This is a genomic window from Hoeflea marina (genome assembly GCF_003182275.1).
Taxonomy (GTDB): domain Bacteria; phylum Pseudomonadota; class Alphaproteobacteria; order Rhizobiales; family Rhizobiaceae; genus Hoeflea; species Hoeflea marina.
In genome coordinates, this window is the sequence record NZ_QGTR01000003.1 from 271,091 (window position 1) to 287,179 (window position 16,089).

The window sequence follows — 16,089 nt, forward strand, 5'->3', positions numbered from 1 at the left end:
CCGGGGCCGGGGGCCGGGTTTTTGCCGCGCGCCGCGCCGCGCCCGATTGATGCTGCGCCCGAATGCCGCTAGAGCAGTGTCCGTTGCATCGCCGACGTCCGCTTTCAATCGGCTGAGTTTCATCCACGCAGCGCCGGACCCGCAAACAGGACACCCGCCCCATGTCTGACAGTTCCACCGACCGCAAGAATGACGCCGCCACCCAGGCCAGCCTGCTGGCGCAGGCCCTGCCCTACATGCAGCGCTATGAAAACAAGACCATCGTGGTGAAATATGGCGGCCATGCCATGGGCGACACGGCACTCGGCAAGGCCTTCGCGCAGGACATCGCGCTGCTCAAGCAGTCGGGCGTCAATCCGATCGTGGTCCATGGCGGCGGCCCGCAGATCGGCGCCATGCTGTCAAAGATGGGCATCGAATCCAAGTTCGAGGGCGGGTTGCGCGTCACCGACCAGAAGACCGTCGAGATCGTCGAGATGGTGCTGGCCGGCTCGATCAACAAGGAGATCGTGGCGCTGATCAATGCCGAGGGCGAATGGGCCATCGGCCTGTGCGGCAAGGACGGCAACATGGTCTATGCCGAGAAGGCCAACAAGACCTTCATCGACCCGGATTCCAACATCGAGCGGGTGCTCGATCTCGGCTTCGTCGGCGAACCTGTGGAAGTGGACCGGACGCTGCTCGACCTGCTGGCCAAGTCGGAAATGATCCCGGTGCTGGCGCCGGTCGCGCCCGGCCGCGACGGCCACACCTACAACATCAACGCCGACACCTTTGCCGGCGCCATTGCCGGCGCGCTCAACGCGACGCGGCTGCTCTTCCTCACCGACGTGCCCGGCGTGCTCGACAAGGACAAGAACCTGATCGATGAACTGACCGTGGCTGAGGCGCGCGCGCTGATCAAGGACGGCACCATTTCCGGCGGCATGATCCCCAAGGTCGAGACCTGCATCGAGGCGCTCGATCGCGGCGTCGAGGGCGTGGTCATTCTCAACGGCAAGGTGCCACATGCCGTGCTGCTCGAGATCTTCACCGAGCACGGAGCGGGAACACTGCTGGTTCCCTGAGCCGGTTCAGCCCCGCCACAGCAGAAATTGATCGTCATCGCGTTTCTTGATAGTCTTCATGACCAACGCGCGGTGGAGACCCGTTGCCATGGCTGATACGATCGAGCATCTGCAGTATCACAGGGACGGCAGCCTGTGGGCGCGTGGCCAGATGATCGATGGCGTTGCCACCGGCCACTGGGAATGGTTCCGCAAGGACGGCACCAGAATGCGTTCGGGCACGTTCGTCAACGGCGAACAGGCAGGCGAGTGGACCACCTATGACCGGAACGGGGATATCTACAAGGTCACGCGGATCAAGCCGAAGGCTGGTTGAGACCGGTTCAACCCTTGGCAGCATTGAGGGCCGTGCGGGCTCCGTCCGTCAGCCATTCTATCATCGCACGATAGGGAAACGGTCCATGGCTGATGCGGCTGACGCCCAGGCTCGCCAGCGTGGCAGCGTCGGGTGCACCGGGCACCATGATGATGTTGACCGGCAACGGCGTGGACGCGCACAGCTCGCGTATCAGATCGCGATCGACGAGGCCGGGGGCAAAGAAACCGCTGGCGCCGGCCTGTGCATAGGCATCGGCCCGCTCGATCGCTTGGGGCAGCAACGAAGGATGGACGCTGCGATCCTTCTCCTTCAGGAACAAGTCGGTGCGGGCGTTGATGAACAGCTCGATGCCGCGCTGCCGTGCCATCGCCCGGATGGCTGCGATCCGCGCGGCCTGCTCGGCGACCGGATGCAGACCGCTGCCGCCGACCACCTGATCCTCAAAATTCAGCCCGATGGCGCCGGTTTCAACCAGCATGGCGACATTGCGAGCCCCCTCTTCCGGGTCGGTCGAATAGGCACCCTCGAAGTCGACGCTGACCGGCAGCTCGGTCGCCCCGGTGATTGACCGCGCCACGTCCAGCAGACGCTGCATCGGGATCTGCTGGCCATCGGCAAAGCCATTGGCGCTTGCCACCGGGGCGCTGCCGGTGGCAAGTGACCTGGCGCCCGCGGCAACGACGGCCCCGGCGCTGCCCGCATCCCAGACATTATAGAGGATGACGGGGTCGCCCTTTCTGTGCAGGCTGGAAAAGAGACGTGCTTTTTCATTCTGGTTCAATGTCGTTCCTCCGCGAACAATCCGACGGGCCGCATCCGGCCTTCATGCCGCAACAGCCATTTCTTGCGCCACAGGCCACCGCCGAACCCGATGAGCGATCCGTCCGAGCCGATGCAGCGGTGACAGGGAATCACCACCGGAACTCGATTGGTACCGCAATACCGGGCGATCACCCGCACGGATTCGATGTGGCCGACGTCGCGGGCAATGTCGCCGTAGGAGCATGTCTCTCCCAGCGGCACGCGGGCGAGCCGCTCCCAGACCTTGCGCTCGAGAGCATTGCCGCCGATCCTGAGCGGGGTGCGGAAGTCGGCGCTCTCGCCGGCGAAATAGGCCCGCAGTTCGGATTCGATCTGCCGCAGCGGCTCGGCGGACGCAGTCCCGGCGGTCGCGCCGGACGGCGGCTCATCATGGAACTCCAGCGCATGCAGGTGGGTCGCGTCGGCCAGCGCGCGCATCGGGCCGATCGGCGTGTCGAGCCACAACTCGGACAGTTCCTGGCACTCTCGGTCCATGCAACCCTCCTGGGTGAGGCCGGTTCATCCGCCCATGCTAGCCGCATCCGTCATGGCGCTCAATCCGGCCCGAGGGACCTCACTGACCGGCCCGGCCGGACCGGTCGACATATCCCTCCCGCACCGGGAGGCTTAAGATCCGGAAAAACGCAAACCCGCGCTTGACCTGGACCGTACTCCAGCTCGTAGGCTTCAACCCAGTTGCAATTGGAGACCAGGCGATGGCGCGGATTGAAACCGCAACAGGGACGAGAGAAGGCACAGCTGCATGAAGATCGGCAGGCTATCCGAACTGACCCGGCTCAGCATCGACACGCTGCGCTACTACGAAAGGCTGGGGCTGATCGATCCGCCCTTTCGCAAGGGCGGACAACGGCTCTACGATCCCGACGCCGTGCGCTGGATTGAATTCCTCAAGGCGCTCAAGGCAACAGGCATGAGCCTTGAGGACATGAAGCGCTACGCGCTGATGCGGGCCAGGGGTCACGGCACCGCCGCAAACCGCCGTGTCATGCTGGAAAACCAGCATGCAAAGGTGCTCAGCCGCATAGCCGAGCTGAGCGCGTGCGCGACACTGCTCGAATACAAGATCGCCAATTATCATGACATCGAGGCCAGCCACGAGCTTGCCGACAAGACGAGGCACGCGAAATGACCATGCAGACCACCACATCCTCGGCCACACCTGAAACTGCCCTCGAGCGCGGACGCACCATCGTTGCCGCAATCAACCCCGGCCTCGAAGAGGCTCTGGCCGCGAAATACGACACACTGGTCCCGGGTTTCGCCGAAACCCTGGTCGAATTTGCCTAAGGCAGGCTCTATGCGCGGGATGGACTTGACCTGAAGACCCGGCAGATCGCAACGGTCGCCGCGCTGTCCGCGCTCGGCGGACAAACCGGCCCGCAATTGCGCGTCAACCTCGAACACGCGCTGGCGGCCGGCGCAAGCCGGCGCGAACTGCTCGAGGTCATTCTGCAGATGTCGGTCTACGGCGGGATGCCGGCGGCCATCAATGGCATGAACACCGCCATGGAGCTGTTTGCCCACCAGGATGCGCAGGCCTGTTGACCCGCCTCCAGGCCGCCCGGAAGGCCGAACAGATGCCCTTCCTCAACGGGCCAGGACGGCGCCCGGGCACGCCTCGCCCTTCCGCGTGCAGCGGCGGGTGAGGTCCAGCTTCGGATCCACGAGTCCCTCGACCGAATTGCCGAGATTGCGGCCGAAGCGATCTGCCTGGGCTTCGAGCGTCTCGCGCGTCGAGGGATCGAGAATGGCGATCGGGACCGACACCGCCAGCCCCGCCGCCGAGCCCACCGTGTTGGTCACCGACAACGCTGTGGCGCCCAGTTCGGCGCCCAGGCCGATGTCCTGGTCGGTCACGGCCTGGCCGGCGATGAGGCGCTCGCCCAGGAGCCGCACCACTTCCGGGCTTTCGGCAAACTTCGAATGATTGAGCTTGTCACCGACCCGCAGCTTGGACAGGTCGAGCACGGTGATGCCTTCGGCTTCGAGCAGCTGACGGATTTTCGGGTCGTTGATGTCGACCTGGCCGAGCCGGTCGATGTTGCCGGAGATCCGGCGAGAGACTGTCAGCGCCCGGTCGTCGCGCGAGACGAAGACGGTGAATTTGGGCCGGTCCGGGCCCATGTCGGCCAGTTGCTGGCGAAACACATCGATGTCGAGGTCAGGGGCCGCCAGGATGACGTTGGAAATCTTCGGCGGGATGCGGCCGTCGCGGATCGCCATCTGCCTGAGCGATTCGATCGTCAGCCAGGTGCCCATCGAATGGGCAAGCACGGTGATGTCCTTGACTTCGCCGGCGCCGGCGGCGGCGGCGAGCACGCTTTCAAGCGCGGTGCGGGAATAGTTGGTGCTCTCCTTGTCGTAGCCATAGGCGAACACCGAACCGCGTGACGGCCAGGTGAACAGCAGGGGTGCCGCCCCCGTGCCGCTGTCATGGGCGATCTGGGCGAAGCGGTAGACTGCCTTTTCGTAGCGGTTGTTGAAGCCGTGCACAAAGACCAGCAGCCGGCCGGAGCTGCCTGCATGGCCCGTGAACCAGGTCCTGGCCGCCGGCGCGCCGATCAGCGGGCTCACCGAGAGGGTGGCGAAGTCGCGCGCCGGGTTGGGCGGCAGCTTTTTTGGCCACTGCACCTCGCCGACAATGCGGTTCTCCTCCGGCGGAATGGACACCACCACCTCGTTGAAATCCACGCTGGCACCGCGTTCGCCGGAATAGAGAAGGCCGGGATTCTCGGAGCTGGCGCGCGTGGTGGCCACCAGCATCGAGACCCGGGATGCATCCGGCAGGCCTGCGCCGATCGGACCCATCACGCCCTCCGGCGGGCTGGCGCAGGCGGCAAGCAGCGCGACCATGACGGCAAGGCCGCCGATGCACCGGCGCGTCAGTCCTGCCCGGGCGGCGGCGGAGTGCAAAGGCGCTGGCAAGGAGGCGAAGAGGTGCAAGCTGGACTTCCAAGGTGTTGGGCGAGACGGGCGGCCGAGGGAGACCGATGCGAGGCACTCACCATAACACAGGCGGCTTCAGGTCAACAGCAACACCAGGATCCCGGCGACAATAAGGATGCAGCCGATGATCTCGAGCCTGTTGATGTGCTCGCGGAAGATCAGCACCGACGATGCGAAGGTGAAGATCATCTCCACTTGCGCCAGGGCCTTCACCACCGCCGCCGTCTGCAGCGTCATCGCCATGAACCAGCCGAAGGACGCAGTGGCGCCGACGAGGCCGACCATGGCTGCAATCTTCCAGGCGGCACGGATTCGCGCGAATTCCTCCGGTTTCTTCCAGGCCATGAACACGAGCATGATCACGGTCTGGAAGATGATGGTCGTCAGCAGCGTGACGGCCGCCTGCATCATGAAGTTGGGCTGGCCCAGCGCCAGCGAGGCTGCACGGTAGGCCACCGCGGCAATACCGAAGGCCGTGCCCGAGGCAATGCCGAGACCGGCCGTGCGGCTGAAGATCGAGGTGATCAGCGCCCTGGGGCTGATCGGAGACCGCGCCACCGATATCAGCATCACGCCCAGCAGTGAAACAGCGATGGCAATCAGTGTCCTGATGCCGATCCTGTCGCCGACGAAGATCAGCCCGAAGAGCGCCGCCTGCGCCGGTTCGGTGCGCGAATAGGCCGTGCCGACGGCGAAATTGCGATGGCCGAACATCTGGATGAGCAAGGCCTGGGCGGTGATCTGGGCCAGGCCACCGACCACCACCCAGATCAGAAACGGCGTATTGAGCGGCGGCACAGGATAGCCGGCGCCATAGGCGAGCAACGCCACGAACATCGCCGCGAAGGGCACGCCAAAACCGAAGCGGACGAAGGTGGCGCCCGTCACACCCATCCTGCCCTTGATGTGTTTTTGCAGGACAGAGCGCATGTTCTGCAGAAAGGCGGCGCCAAGAGTGATGAGAATCCATGTTTGCATGCAGGGCGATTAGCACGCGCCGCCGCGGCGCGCATCCGGCTTTTTGCCTCACAAGGACGCTCCACCCTTTCCTTTCCGCGTCCGGTTGCCTATGCCGGGGCATGACCCAGAAAACAACCGCTCCCGATGCCGCAGCCTTTGCAGATGTCACCGAATGGGTGTTCGATCTCGACAACACGCTGTATCCGCGCCACACCGACCTGTTCTCGCAGATCGACAGGAAGATGACCCAGTTCATCCGCGACCTGCTCGATCTTGGCCATGACGAGGCGCGTGCGCTGCAAAAATCCTACTACCGGGACCATGGCACGACGCTCCAGGGCCTGATGATCCATCACAAGATCGATCCGAATGTCTTTCTCGAGCAGGTGCACGACATCGACTATTCCTGGGTGAAGCCGGATGAGGCGCTCGGCGAGGCGATCAGGGCGCTGCCCGGCCGCAAGTTCATCTTCACCAACGGCGACACCACCCATGCCAGGCGGGCGGCCACAGCGCTCGGCATCCTCGACCATTTCGATGACATCTTCGACATCATCGCTGCCGACCTCACGCCCAAGCCGGCGGCCGCCACCTATGACCGCTTCCTCGCCCGCCACGGCGTCGATGCGCGACGCGCCGCCATGTTCGAGGACCTGCCGCGCAATCTCAAGGTGCCGCATGACCTCGGCATGCGCACGGTGCTGATCGTGCCGCGCAATCTCGACACCGTGCTCGATGAAGTCTGGGAGCACGAGGGCCGCGACGGCGATCACGTCCAGCATATCACCGATGATCTATCCGGCTTCCTTCAGGCGGTGCTTCCGGGAGCGTGACCGCGTCGAAATGTTGGGCGACAATGCGCGTTGCGGAGGCTTTCAGCACCGTGGGCGAACTGATCAGCCGCCCTGGTCGAGGCCGTAGAACTCCGCAATCGCCGCCCAGGCATCCTCGGCGGTGTCAACGAAGCGAATCAGGTCGAGATCGGACGGCGCTATGGTGCCGAAATCGGCCAGCGCCTCGAAATTGATCATGGTCTTCCAGAACTCGGTGCCGAACAGCAGCAGCGGCACCGGCGCCATGCGGCCAGTCTGGATCAGGGCCAGCGATTCGAACAGCTCGTCCATGGTGCCGAAGCCGCCGGGAAAGATGGTGATCGCCTTGGCGCGGATGAGGAAATGCATCTTGCGGATGGCGAAGTAGTGGAAGTTGAAGCTGAGCTCGGGCGTGACATAGATATTGGGCGCCTGCTCGTGCGGCAGCACGATGTTGAGACCGATGGAGCGTGCGCCGACATCGTGAGCGCCGCGGTTTCCCGCCTCCATCACACCCGGGCCGCCACCGGTGACGATCACGAATTCCTCGCCCTTCATCGACAGCGAGTGCTCCGAACAGAGCGCAGCAAACTTGCGCGCCTCTGTGTAGAAATGTGACGCTCCGCGCAAGCTCTTTGCCTGGATCTCGTTCTTGGCCGCCCAGGGATCGCCGCCAGGTTCCGGGATGCGGGCTCCGCCGAACATCACCACGGTCGAACGGATGTTGTTCTCGGCCAGGATTGTTCCGGCCTTCAGCAATTCGAGCTGCAGCCGCACCGGGCGCAGCTCCTCGCGGCACAGGAAGTCATCATCGGTGTAGGCGAGCTGGTAGGATGGCGAAAGCGTCTGCGGCGTCCTGGGCTGGCGCCTGGCTCGGATCTTGTCCGAGCGGTTGTCGGCCAGCGGGTCCCATGTGTCCTTGTATTGGTCGGCAGTCATCAGTTTTTCCCCAGTCGTCCTCAAGCCGCATGCCGGAATTGACCCCGCCATCCTCCTCGCTTAGGACAAAGTCCATGTCGGATCTGGCGCCGTGTGCCATGCTCCTGTCCACGATAGTTGTCGAAACTTAAGGAATCGCCACGATGAAGCACGACCTGGCCCAATTGGCCGCAACGATCGAAACCGCCTTCGACAACCGCGACACTGTCTCCAGCTCGACCAAGGGCGAGATCCGCGATGCCGTGGAAACCTCGCTCAACCTGCTCGACCGCGGCGAGGCACGCGTCGCCGAACGCGGCGCCGATGGCGCCTGGACGGTCAACCAGTGGCTGAAGAAGGCAGTCCTGCTGTCATTCCGGCTCAATGCCATGGAGGTCATCAAGGGTGGACCCGGCGACGCCGTCTGGTGGGACAAGGTGCCGTCCAAGTTCGACGGCTGGGGCGCCGGCGAGTTCGAGGCGGCAGGTTTCCGTGCCGTTCCCGGCTCGGTCGTCCGCCGCGGCGCCTTCATCGGCAAGAACGTGGTGCTGATGCCGTCCTTCGTCAATCTCGGCGCCTATGTCGGCGAAGGCTCGATGGTCGATGGCTGGGCCACCGTCGGCTCCTGCGCCCAGATCGGCAAGCACGTTCACCTGTCGGGCGGCGTCGGCATCGGCGGCGTGCTCGAGCCGCTGCAGGCCGGCCCCACCATAATCGAGGACAACTGCTTCATCGGCGCCCGCTCCGAAGTGGTCGAAGGCTGCATCATCCGCGAAGGCTCCGTGCTCGGCATGGGCGTCTACATCGGCCAGTCCACCCGCATCGTCAACCGCATGACCGGCGAGATCAGCTACGGCGAAGTGCCGCCCTATTCCGTTGTTGTCGCGGGCTCGATGCCGACCACCAGCCTGATGGGCAACGGAGCCGCGGCGCCGAACCTCTATTGCGCCGTCATCGTCAAGACGGTCGACGCGCAGACGCGATCGAAGACCGGCATCAACGAGTTGCTGCGGGACTGAGCGATGGCAACAAGACCAGCCAGGCACATGCGCGGGGACATGCGCTGGCTGCTGTTCAGCGGGTCGGGACGGATCTGCCGGCGAACCTATCTGCTCGGCATCGCATTCTGGATGGCGGTGCTGGCCATTCCCGTGACGACGGCGGTCAATGCCGGCGAGAGCACAGCGCGGGCCGTCGCAGGCTTCGGCATCATCCTCGCACTCCTGCCGGCGATCGCCTCACTGGCAACGCTGAGCGTCAAGCGGCTGCACGATATCGGACTGCCGTCCGGGTTGGTCTTTCTGCTGCTCGTGCCCGGGATTGCAGTCGTCGTGCTCTTCGGCCTGGTGGTCTGGCCATCGGCAATCGGACCCAACCGCTACGGCCCGTCACCCGACAGGCCGGGCTACTGACCGCCTGCCGCGCGCCATGGTGACAGCCGGAATTCAATGAGCTAACAAATCAGCATGACCCTTACAGATCCCGTTCAGGTGTTGTCCGCCCTCATCCGCTGCCCCTCTGTCACCCCGCTGGAAGGCGGCGCGCTGGCAACGCTGGAATCGCTGATCTCCCCCCTCGGCTTCGAGGTTGAGCGGGTCACCTTTCGTGATCCCGATACCCCCGACGTGGACAATCTCTACGCCCGGTTGGGCGGCGGTGGGCCACATCTGATGTTTGCCGGACATACCGACGTGGTGCCGCCCGGCGACACCGCTGCCTGGAGCCGCGGACCGTTCTCGGCCGACATCGCCGACGGAATGATGTACGGCCGCGGCGCGGTCGACATGAAGGGCGGCATCGCCTGCTTCGTCGCCGCGCTGGCCCGCCATGTCGAGGCCCACGGCGCCCCCGCCGGATCGGTGTCGCTGCTCATCACCGGCGACGAGGAAGGCCCCGCCATCAACGGCACCGAAAAGCTGCTGGCGCATGCGGCCGCCAAGGGAGAGCGCTGGGATGCGGCGATCGTCGGCGAGCCGACCAATCCCGACGCGATGGGCGACATGATCAAGATCGGCCGCCGCGGCTCGCTGTCGGGCACCGTCACCGTGCAGGGCGTGCAGGGCCACGTCGCCTATCCGCACCTCGCCGACAACCCGCTGCGAAGCCTCATTGCCATGACAGCGGCGTTGTTGGACCCTCCGCTTGATTCCGGCAATGAGCGATTTCCGCCGACCAATCTGGAAATCACCTCCATCGATACCGGCAACACGGCCACCAATGTGATTCCGGCGCGCGCCACTGCGCAGTTCAATGTCCGCTTCAGCGACATCTGGGACGGCGACAGCCTGGGCGCGGAGATCCGCGCCCGCCTCGATGCTGCTGCAACCGCCTCAGCGCTGCGGCCCGGGCGCGGCGCGGCACACTACGAGATCGAGTTTCGCGAACGCCCCTCGCCATCGTTCCTGACGCGCGACCAGGCGCTGATCGATTCGCTTTCGGCGGCCGTTGCCTCGGTCACCGGCCGGACGCCCGAGCTCTCGACCACCGGCGGCACTTCGGATGCGCGCTTCATCAAGTCGCACTGTCCCGTCGTCGAGTTCGGCCTGGTGGGCAAGACCATGCACATGGTCGACGAGTGCGTGGCGCTCGACGATCTCGAGATCCTGACCCGGATCTATCAGGCGTTCCTGCAGGGCTGGTTCCATCGGGCCGGGGCGAATTGACTTGGGCCGGGACTTGATCCCTTCCTCCGACGAGGCGGCACGGTCGGTCGCCGGCGTCCTGATGCTCCTGCAGCGCCGCCCGCAGGGATTTGCCCTGCTCGATATCAGCCGTGACGGCTTCTTCCGATCCTTCGGCGCGTTCCTGTGGTGCTGGCCGGCACAGACATTCCTGTGGACCCTGGTCTGGCGCGACGCGCCGGAAATCCGTCCGGAAGGCCTGGCTGACTATCTGCGTTTCTTCGCAATCGTCGGCCTGTGCGACATTGCCGCCTGGATCGTGCCCGTGCTGGTGCTGATCCCCGCCGCCCGCATCTTCGGCTTCGGCAAGCGCTTCACGCCGCTGATCGTGGCGACCAACTGGTTCGGGCTGGTGGCGGTCTACATCGCCTTCATCCCGGGCGTCCTGCGCCTCTTCACCCCGATCCCGGTGGAAGCAGGTCAGCTTCTCGCCCTCGTCTTCTACGGCATGGTCATCGGACTGTACTACCGGGTGGCGCGGATGAGCCTCGGCAACGACCCGATGCTGGCGGCACTGGTGACCATGATCACACTGATTTGCGGGCTGTTCATCTCGGAATTCGCCTATCGACTGCTCGGCGCGGGGCTGGGCTCGTGATCAGATGCTCAGGGTCCGGGTTGCCCCGCGGCTGCCCTCATGCATGTCGCCCGAAAGTGTGCGGCGGTTTCGGGATCACGACATGCATACAAAGAGCTAAAGCACATCGCGTGAATCTGAATTCCCGCGATGTGCTTTAGACGGGCATTGCCGCGGTGCAAGACACCGGTTGCCTGACAGATTCCCGACTTCCATTGCCGAGCGGGGGCGGATGCCGTGTCAGGCCGCCATTTCCTCGCTGTCGGGGAACAGGGCATCGAGATCAAGATAGCAGATCATCTGATCGGCCACCGGGATGATGGCCTTGGTCAGGCCACGCTCCGCCGTCGGCATCACTTCCGGCGCCGGCTGCAGGTCCTCGCCCTTGACCGTGATCATGTCCGACACGTTTTCCACCAGCAGGCCGACGAGCTTGCCGGCGATGTTGGTGACGATGATGGCGCTGCGCTCGGTCGGCTTGATCGCCGGCAGGCCGAGGCGGATGGCCATGTCGATGACCGGGATCACCGAGCCGCGCAGATTGATCACGCCCAGAACATGCGGCGGCGAGTGCGGCAGCATGGTCGAGGGCGCCCAGCCGCGGATTTCGCGCACCGACATGATGTTGACGCAGAACACCTGCTCCCCGAGGTGAAACGAGATGATCTCGAGTGTTCCGGCCATCTTTGCCCCTGTCTTGTCGTTCATCAGAAATTCTCCCAGCCGTCATTCGAAGCGGCAGTTGCTGTTGCCGTCTTGCCGGCGCCGAAGGCGCGGGCGACGGAATTGACCATCTGCCGGGCGGGCGAAGGCACCGCTGCAGTGTTGGGCGTGATCGAGCGGACGCCGGTGACGGCTGCTCGCTGTCCCGCAAGGGTGAACTGGCCCACCAGTTGGGCCAGATTGGCCGCCTCGCCTGCCAGACGGTGAGTGACCGCGGTGGTCTCCTCGACCATGGCCGCATTCTGCTGGGTCATCTGGTCCATCTGATTGACGGCGGAATTGATCTCCTGCAGTCCGCTTGACTGTTCACGGGCGGACTTTTCGATCGAGACGATGTGGTCGTTGATGTCGACCACATGGGTGGCGATCAGTTGCAGTGCCTCCCCGGTCGCCATCACCAGGGTCACGCCGCTGGCCACCTCGGCGCCCGACTTGGTGATCAGGCCCTTGATGTCCTTGGCCGCATTGGCGGCGCGCTGGGCAAGCTCGCGCACCTCCTGGGCCACGACTGCGAAACCCTTGCCGGCCTCGCCCGCACGAGCCGCCTCGACGCCTGCATTGAGCGCCAGAAGATTGGTCTGGAAGGCGATTTCGTCAATGACGTTGATGATCTTGGAGATCTCGTTGGAGGCACTCTCGATACGCCCCATCGCATCGACCGCTTCGGAGACGACCTGACTCGACCGTTCCGTCGACGCCTTGGTCTCGCCGACCATCCTGGTCGCCTCGGTGGCGCGGTCGGTCGAGCTCCTGACCGTCGCGGTGATCTCGTCGAGAGCTGCGGAAGTCTGCTCCAGCGAGGCTGCCTGCTGCTCGGTGCGGGTGGCCAGACTGTCGGCGGCCGTGCGCATTTCGCCGGCGTCGCCGTTGATGGCCGCGATGTTGAGGCGGACCTCCGACAGGGTCGTCGAGAGCTTCTCGACCGACGCGTTGAAGTCCAGCCGCAGTCGATCCAGGCTGTCCATGAAGGGAGTGTCGATGCGGGTGGTCAGATCCCCTTCGGCGAGCCGGGTCAGGCCGCCGGCCAGCGCGTCGACGGCGGCCTGCATACGGGCGGCTTCGTCGGCCTTGAGGCGTTCGCGCTCGAAGCGCTCGCGTTCAGAGAGCGAAAGGGTCTCCTCCGCCTGGCGCTCGAGTTCGATCTTCTGAATGACCGCGTCGCGGAAAACGCCAACGGAGCGGACCATCTCGCCGATTTCGTCCCTGCGGTCCTCGCCCGACAGTTCAATGGTGGTGTCGCCGGCGGCAAGACTGCGCATGTCGGCGACCAGGGCGTCGATCGGCCTGGTCAGGCTGCGCGAGAACCAGATGCTCAACGCCATGGCTGCCAGGAGCAGCGCCAGCGCCAGTCCGAGAATTGTGTTGCGCATCATCACCATGCTGGCGCCAGCCTCGTTCTTGTCGATCAGCGCCGCCACCGTCCACTCCGCGCCATCGAAATCGACGCGTGCCATCGCCACATTGCTGTCCATCCCGCGATAGCCCCGCAAACTGCCAATGACGGCAGCTGCGCCGCTGGTCCTTGCGAGAAGATCGGTGTCGAGTTTGACGGCGAGGGTGTCGACCGCGGGCGTCCGGGCCGAATCGCTGATCAGGTAGCCGTCGGCGTTGAGCAGGACGGTTTCACCGGTGTTGCCCAGGCCGGACGTGTTGGACATGATTTCGGCGATCCGAGCGCTTGGCATGCGCACAATGACGACCCCGACGATGCCGGTCTCGGAATTGAGCGAATGACCGATGAAGGCTGCCGGAGCGCCGGCGGAGGCGGCATAGGGCGCGTAATCGGCGAACACCGTGCGGTCCGATACATTGCCGCCGACAATAGAGGTGAACACCTGGCCGAGGCCGGTGTCCTTGAACGGTCCGTCCTTCAGGCTGGTGGCGTAGTCGGGGTTCTTGTTGACCGAATAGATGATGTTGCCGTTCAGGTCGATGAGGAAGAAATCTTCCCAGCCGCGGCTGTCGGCCATGTCCCTGAACTGGGCGTGGTACCGCTCGTGCGTCTGGTCATAGGAACTGACCTTGGCCGTGTCGAGCTTGGCCTTCTCGCCCTCGGGATTGGGATTGTCGATGATGTAGCGCTTCTTCAACTCCTCGGTCACGCCGTCGCCGAGAAAGCCCCAGTCGAACTTGAAGCCTTCGAGCGCCATGCGGAGCAGGTTGTTCTGCGAGGTCGCGATCACGTCCTGCTCGACATTGCCCAGATAGGTCTGCACCTGATTGCGGCGACCGTCAGCGATTGCCACCAGGGTCTCCGAGGTCTTGGCGCCAAGCGCCCGTCCGGCAATTTCCAGGCTGGCGATGCTCGCCACTCCGATGGAGACAATGGTGAGCAAGGCTGCGGCAAGCGGCAGTTTTCGGGAAAGAAGCATGATGGGCCTGGCGTTCTTGTGTTTGCTGACATGCCAAGCGGCGTCAGGAAATCGCTTCATGCAGACCGCGTCACAGCGCAGCTTCCCGATCCTGCGAATCTGACCAAATTCAGTTACGAATAGGTTAAGTAACCGCGGCAAAATGGCTGCAGTTTCCTAAGGTCCGGATCGGACTCTTCAATAGTCGACAGAGAGGAAATACAGTCCTTGCGGCGGCGCCACCGGGCCGCATCTCTTCCTGTCCCTCGCCTCCAGTGCGACGGCGACATCATCGGGCGTCCATTTGCCGTCGCCCACCATCTTCAGCGTGCCGGCAAAGGAGCGGATCTGGTTGTGCAGGAAACTGCGCGCGCTGGCGCGGATCTCGATGGCGCCGTCATGGCCGCAGACCGAGACATCCAGTCGATCGAGTGTCTTGACCGGAGACCTGGACTGACAGCTCGTCGACCGGAAAGTCGAGAAGTCATGGTGCCCGACCAGCCGCTGGGCGGCCTCGTGCATGGCGGCGGCATCAAGCGGGCGCTTGACCCACCAGGCCCGCTCGCGCTCAAGCACCAGCGGCGTCCAGCGGGTGATGATGCGGTAGAGATAATGCCGTCGGAGCGCGGAGAAGCGGGCATCGAAATCCGGCGCGACAACGCTCGCATCGAGAATGGCGATGCGGGCGCCCATGGACTGCAGATGGGCGTTGACCGCGTCGCGGACCTTGTAAGTGGGCCAGTCGCGATCGACATCGACATGCGCCACCTGGCCCAGCGCGTGCACGCCGGCATCAGTCCGCCCGGAGCCGTGCACAGCGACGTCCTCGCCGCAGAAACGCTTGAACGCTGCCTCGATCGTGCCCTGGACGCTCTCGGCATCATCCTGGCGCTGCCAGCCGACATAGCCGGTGCCGGCATATTCGACGGTGAGGCGGTAGCGCGGCATCAGCCGATCACCGTTCCGGCGGCGACGGGCGTGCCGCGCAGGAAATCCGCCGCGGAAAGAGGCTTGCCGCCCGGCTTTTGCAGCCGGATGAGCCGCACCGCGCCTGGCAGGCAGGCGACCGTCAGCCGATCGTCGAGCAGTGCTCCCGGCGCCACGGAGCCGCCCCCTGCCTCCACAAGCCCGGCCTCGAGCACCTTGACCCGTTCCGGCCTCCCGGAAATCGGCATCTCGACCCAGGCTCCAGGAACCGGCGTCAGGCCACGGATATGGTTGCGGACATGCGGTGCCGGGGCGCCGAAGACGATCCTGGTCTCGGCCTTGTCGATCTTGGCGGCATAGGTGACCCCCTCATCGGATTGCGGCGTCACCGGCAGGTTGCCGTCGGCGAGCCTCGCCATGGCGTCGGTCATCAGCCTGGCGGTAACCGCGGCAAGCCTGTCGTGCAGTTCGCCTGCAGTCACGCTGTCCGAAATGGCGACCGTTTCTGTCAGGGCCACGGCGCCGGTGTCGAGGCCGCGGTCCATCTTCATGATCATCACCCCGGTTTCGGTGTCGCCCGCCATGATGGCGCGCTGGATGGGCGCCGCGCCGCGCCAGCGCGGCAGCAGCGAGGCATGGCCGTTCCACGCACCCAGCCGGGCGCCGTCGAGCACTGCCTGCGGCAGGAGCAGCCCGTAGGCGACGACAACGGTGGCGTCGGCGCGATGGGAGCGGAAGCAGGCCTGCTCCTCCTCCGATTTCAGACTGGTCGGGGTGAACACCGCAAGGCCGTGGGCGAGTGCCGCCCGATGCACCGGCGACGCGATGGTCTCGAGGCCACGGCGACCAGCAGGGCGCGGCGGCTGGCTGTAGACGGCGACGATGTCGTGACCGGCAGCAATCAGCGCCTCGAGCGTGGCGACCGCGTAGTCGGGTGTACCCATGAAAATGATGCGCAATGGCAGCTCCTGGGCGGCCCCTGTGGG

General features: G+C 64.8%; 17 protein-coding genes and 2 pseudogenes. 10 read left to right on the top strand and 9 right to left on the bottom strand.

The genetic code is table 11. The features are described from left to right. Positions 1-161: 161 nt before the first annotated feature. Both argB and DFR52_RS12510 read left to right on the top strand, forming a co-directional pair. The gene (gene argB, locus DFR52_RS12505; protein ID WP_110032310.1) at positions 162-1,067 is read left to right on the top strand and encodes an acetylglutamate kinase; all 906 of its coding nucleotides are present in this window, start codon (positions 162-164) and stop codon (positions 1,065-1,067) included. An 88-nt stretch (positions 1,068-1,155) separates the two neighbouring features. After that, on the top strand, positions 1,156-1,383 hold the full coding sequence (locus DFR52_RS12510; protein WP_110032311.1) for a toxin-antitoxin system YwqK family antitoxin: 228 nt from the start codon (positions 1,156-1,158) through the stop codon (positions 1,381-1,383). 7 nt (positions 1,384-1,390) lie between these two features. Here DFR52_RS12510 and DFR52_RS12515 read toward each other — a convergent pair whose 3' ends face one another. After that, positions 1,391-2,167 carry an isocitrate lyase/PEP mutase family protein gene (locus DFR52_RS12515; protein ID WP_110032312.1) on the bottom strand — a complete coding sequence of 259 codons (777 nt, stop codon included), beginning with the start codon at positions 2,165-2,167 and terminating at the stop codon, positions 1,391-1,393. Next, positions 2,164-2,649: pseudogene (locus DFR52_RS12520) on the bottom strand (methylated-DNA--[protein]-cysteine S-methyltransferase); the annotation flags it as partial. The gene DFR52_RS12515 and the pseudogene DFR52_RS12520, both read right to left, overlap by 4 nt. A gap of 301 nt (positions 2,650-2,950) precedes the next feature. On the opposite strand from DFR52_RS12520, the gene DFR52_RS12525 reads away from it, so the two are divergent. The 3 genes and pseudogenes from DFR52_RS12525 to DFR52_RS25050 form a co-directional block, all read left to right on the top strand. After that, positions 2,951-3,337: a MerR family transcriptional regulator gene (locus DFR52_RS12525; RefSeq protein ID WP_110032314.1), complete on the top strand. Its 387-nt coding sequence runs from the start codon at positions 2,951-2,953 to the stop codon at positions 3,335-3,337. After that, positions 3,334-3,495 (top strand): hypothetical protein, encoded by a 162-nt coding sequence (locus DFR52_RS25045; RefSeq protein WP_342587904.1) that lies wholly within the window; start codon positions 3,334-3,336, stop codon positions 3,493-3,495. Before DFR52_RS12525 ends, DFR52_RS25045 begins: the two co-directional genes overlap by 4 nt. 21 nt (positions 3,496-3,516) lie before the next feature. After that, positions 3,517-3,753: pseudogene (locus DFR52_RS25050) on the top strand (carboxymuconolactone decarboxylase family protein); the annotation flags it as partial. 42 nt (positions 3,754-3,795) lie between these two features. Here the strand turns inward: DFR52_RS25050 and DFR52_RS12535 are convergent. Both DFR52_RS12535 and DFR52_RS12540 read right to left on the bottom strand, forming a co-directional pair. Continuing rightward, positions 3,796-5,061, bottom strand: a complete 1,266-nt coding sequence (locus tag DFR52_RS12535) for an alpha/beta hydrolase (RefSeq protein ID WP_110032843.1) — start codon at positions 5,059-5,061, stop codon at positions 3,796-3,798. A 168-nt stretch (positions 5,062-5,229) separates the two neighbouring features. Further along, positions 5,230-6,132: a DMT family transporter gene (locus tag DFR52_RS12540; RefSeq protein ID WP_110032315.1), complete on the bottom strand. Its 903-nt coding sequence runs from the start codon at positions 6,130-6,132 to the stop codon at positions 5,230-5,232. Positions 6,133-6,233: 101 nt separating this feature from the next. On the opposite strand from DFR52_RS12540, the gene DFR52_RS12545 reads away from it, so the two are divergent. Then, entirely contained in the window at positions 6,234-6,947 is a 714-nt protein-coding gene (locus DFR52_RS12545; RefSeq protein WP_110032316.1) for a pyrimidine 5'-nucleotidase, read from the top strand. 63 nt (positions 6,948-7,010) lie between these two features. Here the strand turns inward: DFR52_RS12545 and DFR52_RS12550 are convergent, their stop codons facing one another. Continuing rightward, entirely contained in the window at positions 7,011-7,865 is an 855-nt protein-coding gene (locus tag DFR52_RS12550; RefSeq protein WP_110032317.1) for an LOG family protein, read from the bottom strand. A 143-nt stretch (positions 7,866-8,008) separates the two neighbouring features. Between DFR52_RS12550 and dapD the strand changes: the two genes are divergently transcribed. From dapD to DFR52_RS12570, 4 genes are read left to right on the top strand one after another with little or no spacing between them, the layout of a single operon-like run. After that, entirely contained in the window at positions 8,009-8,863 is an 855-nt protein-coding gene (dapD, locus tag DFR52_RS12555; protein WP_110032318.1) for a 2,3,4,5-tetrahydropyridine-2,6-dicarboxylate N-succinyltransferase, read from the top strand. Positions 8,864-8,866: 3 nt separating this feature from the next. Beyond that, positions 8,867-9,256, top strand: coding sequence for a DUF805 domain-containing protein (locus tag DFR52_RS12560; RefSeq protein ID WP_110032319.1), 390 nt, complete (start codon positions 8,867-8,869; stop codon positions 9,254-9,256). 54 nt (positions 9,257-9,310) lie between these two features. Beyond that, the gene (dapE, locus tag DFR52_RS12565; protein ID WP_110032320.1) at positions 9,311-10,507 is read left to right on the top strand and encodes a succinyl-diaminopimelate desuccinylase; all 1,197 of its coding nucleotides are present in this window, start codon (positions 9,311-9,313) and stop codon (positions 10,505-10,507) included. A gap of 13 nt (positions 10,508-10,520) precedes the next feature. Beyond that, positions 10,521-11,123, top strand: coding sequence for a hypothetical protein (locus tag DFR52_RS12570; protein WP_146215609.1), 603 nt, complete (start codon positions 10,521-10,523; stop codon positions 11,121-11,123). Positions 11,124-11,342: 219 nt separating this feature from the next. Here DFR52_RS12570 and DFR52_RS12575 read toward each other — a convergent pair whose 3' ends face one another. The 4 genes from DFR52_RS12575 to fmt form a co-directional block, all read right to left on the bottom strand. Continuing rightward, complete coding sequence (locus DFR52_RS12575) at positions 11,343-11,810, bottom strand: chemotaxis protein CheW (protein WP_110032322.1); 468 nt, start codon at positions 11,808-11,810, stop codon at positions 11,343-11,345. Beyond that, positions 11,810-14,197 carry a methyl-accepting chemotaxis protein gene (locus tag DFR52_RS25000; protein WP_158284952.1) on the bottom strand — a complete coding sequence of 796 codons (2,388 nt, stop codon included), beginning with the start codon at positions 14,195-14,197 and terminating at the stop codon, positions 11,810-11,812. The genes DFR52_RS12575 and DFR52_RS25000 overlap by 1 nt, the downstream gene beginning before the upstream one ends. Positions 14,198-14,374: 177 nt before the next feature. Next, on the bottom strand, positions 14,375-15,124 hold the full coding sequence (truA, locus tag DFR52_RS12585) for a tRNA pseudouridine(38-40) synthase TruA (protein ID WP_110032323.1): 750 nt from the start codon (positions 15,122-15,124) through the stop codon (positions 14,375-14,377). After that, positions 15,124-16,068, bottom strand: a complete 945-nt coding sequence (gene fmt, locus DFR52_RS12590; RefSeq protein ID WP_110032324.1) for a methionyl-tRNA formyltransferase — start codon at positions 16,066-16,068, stop codon at positions 15,124-15,126. Before fmt ends, truA begins: the two co-directional genes overlap by 1 nt. Positions 16,069-16,089: the final 21 nt, after the last annotated feature.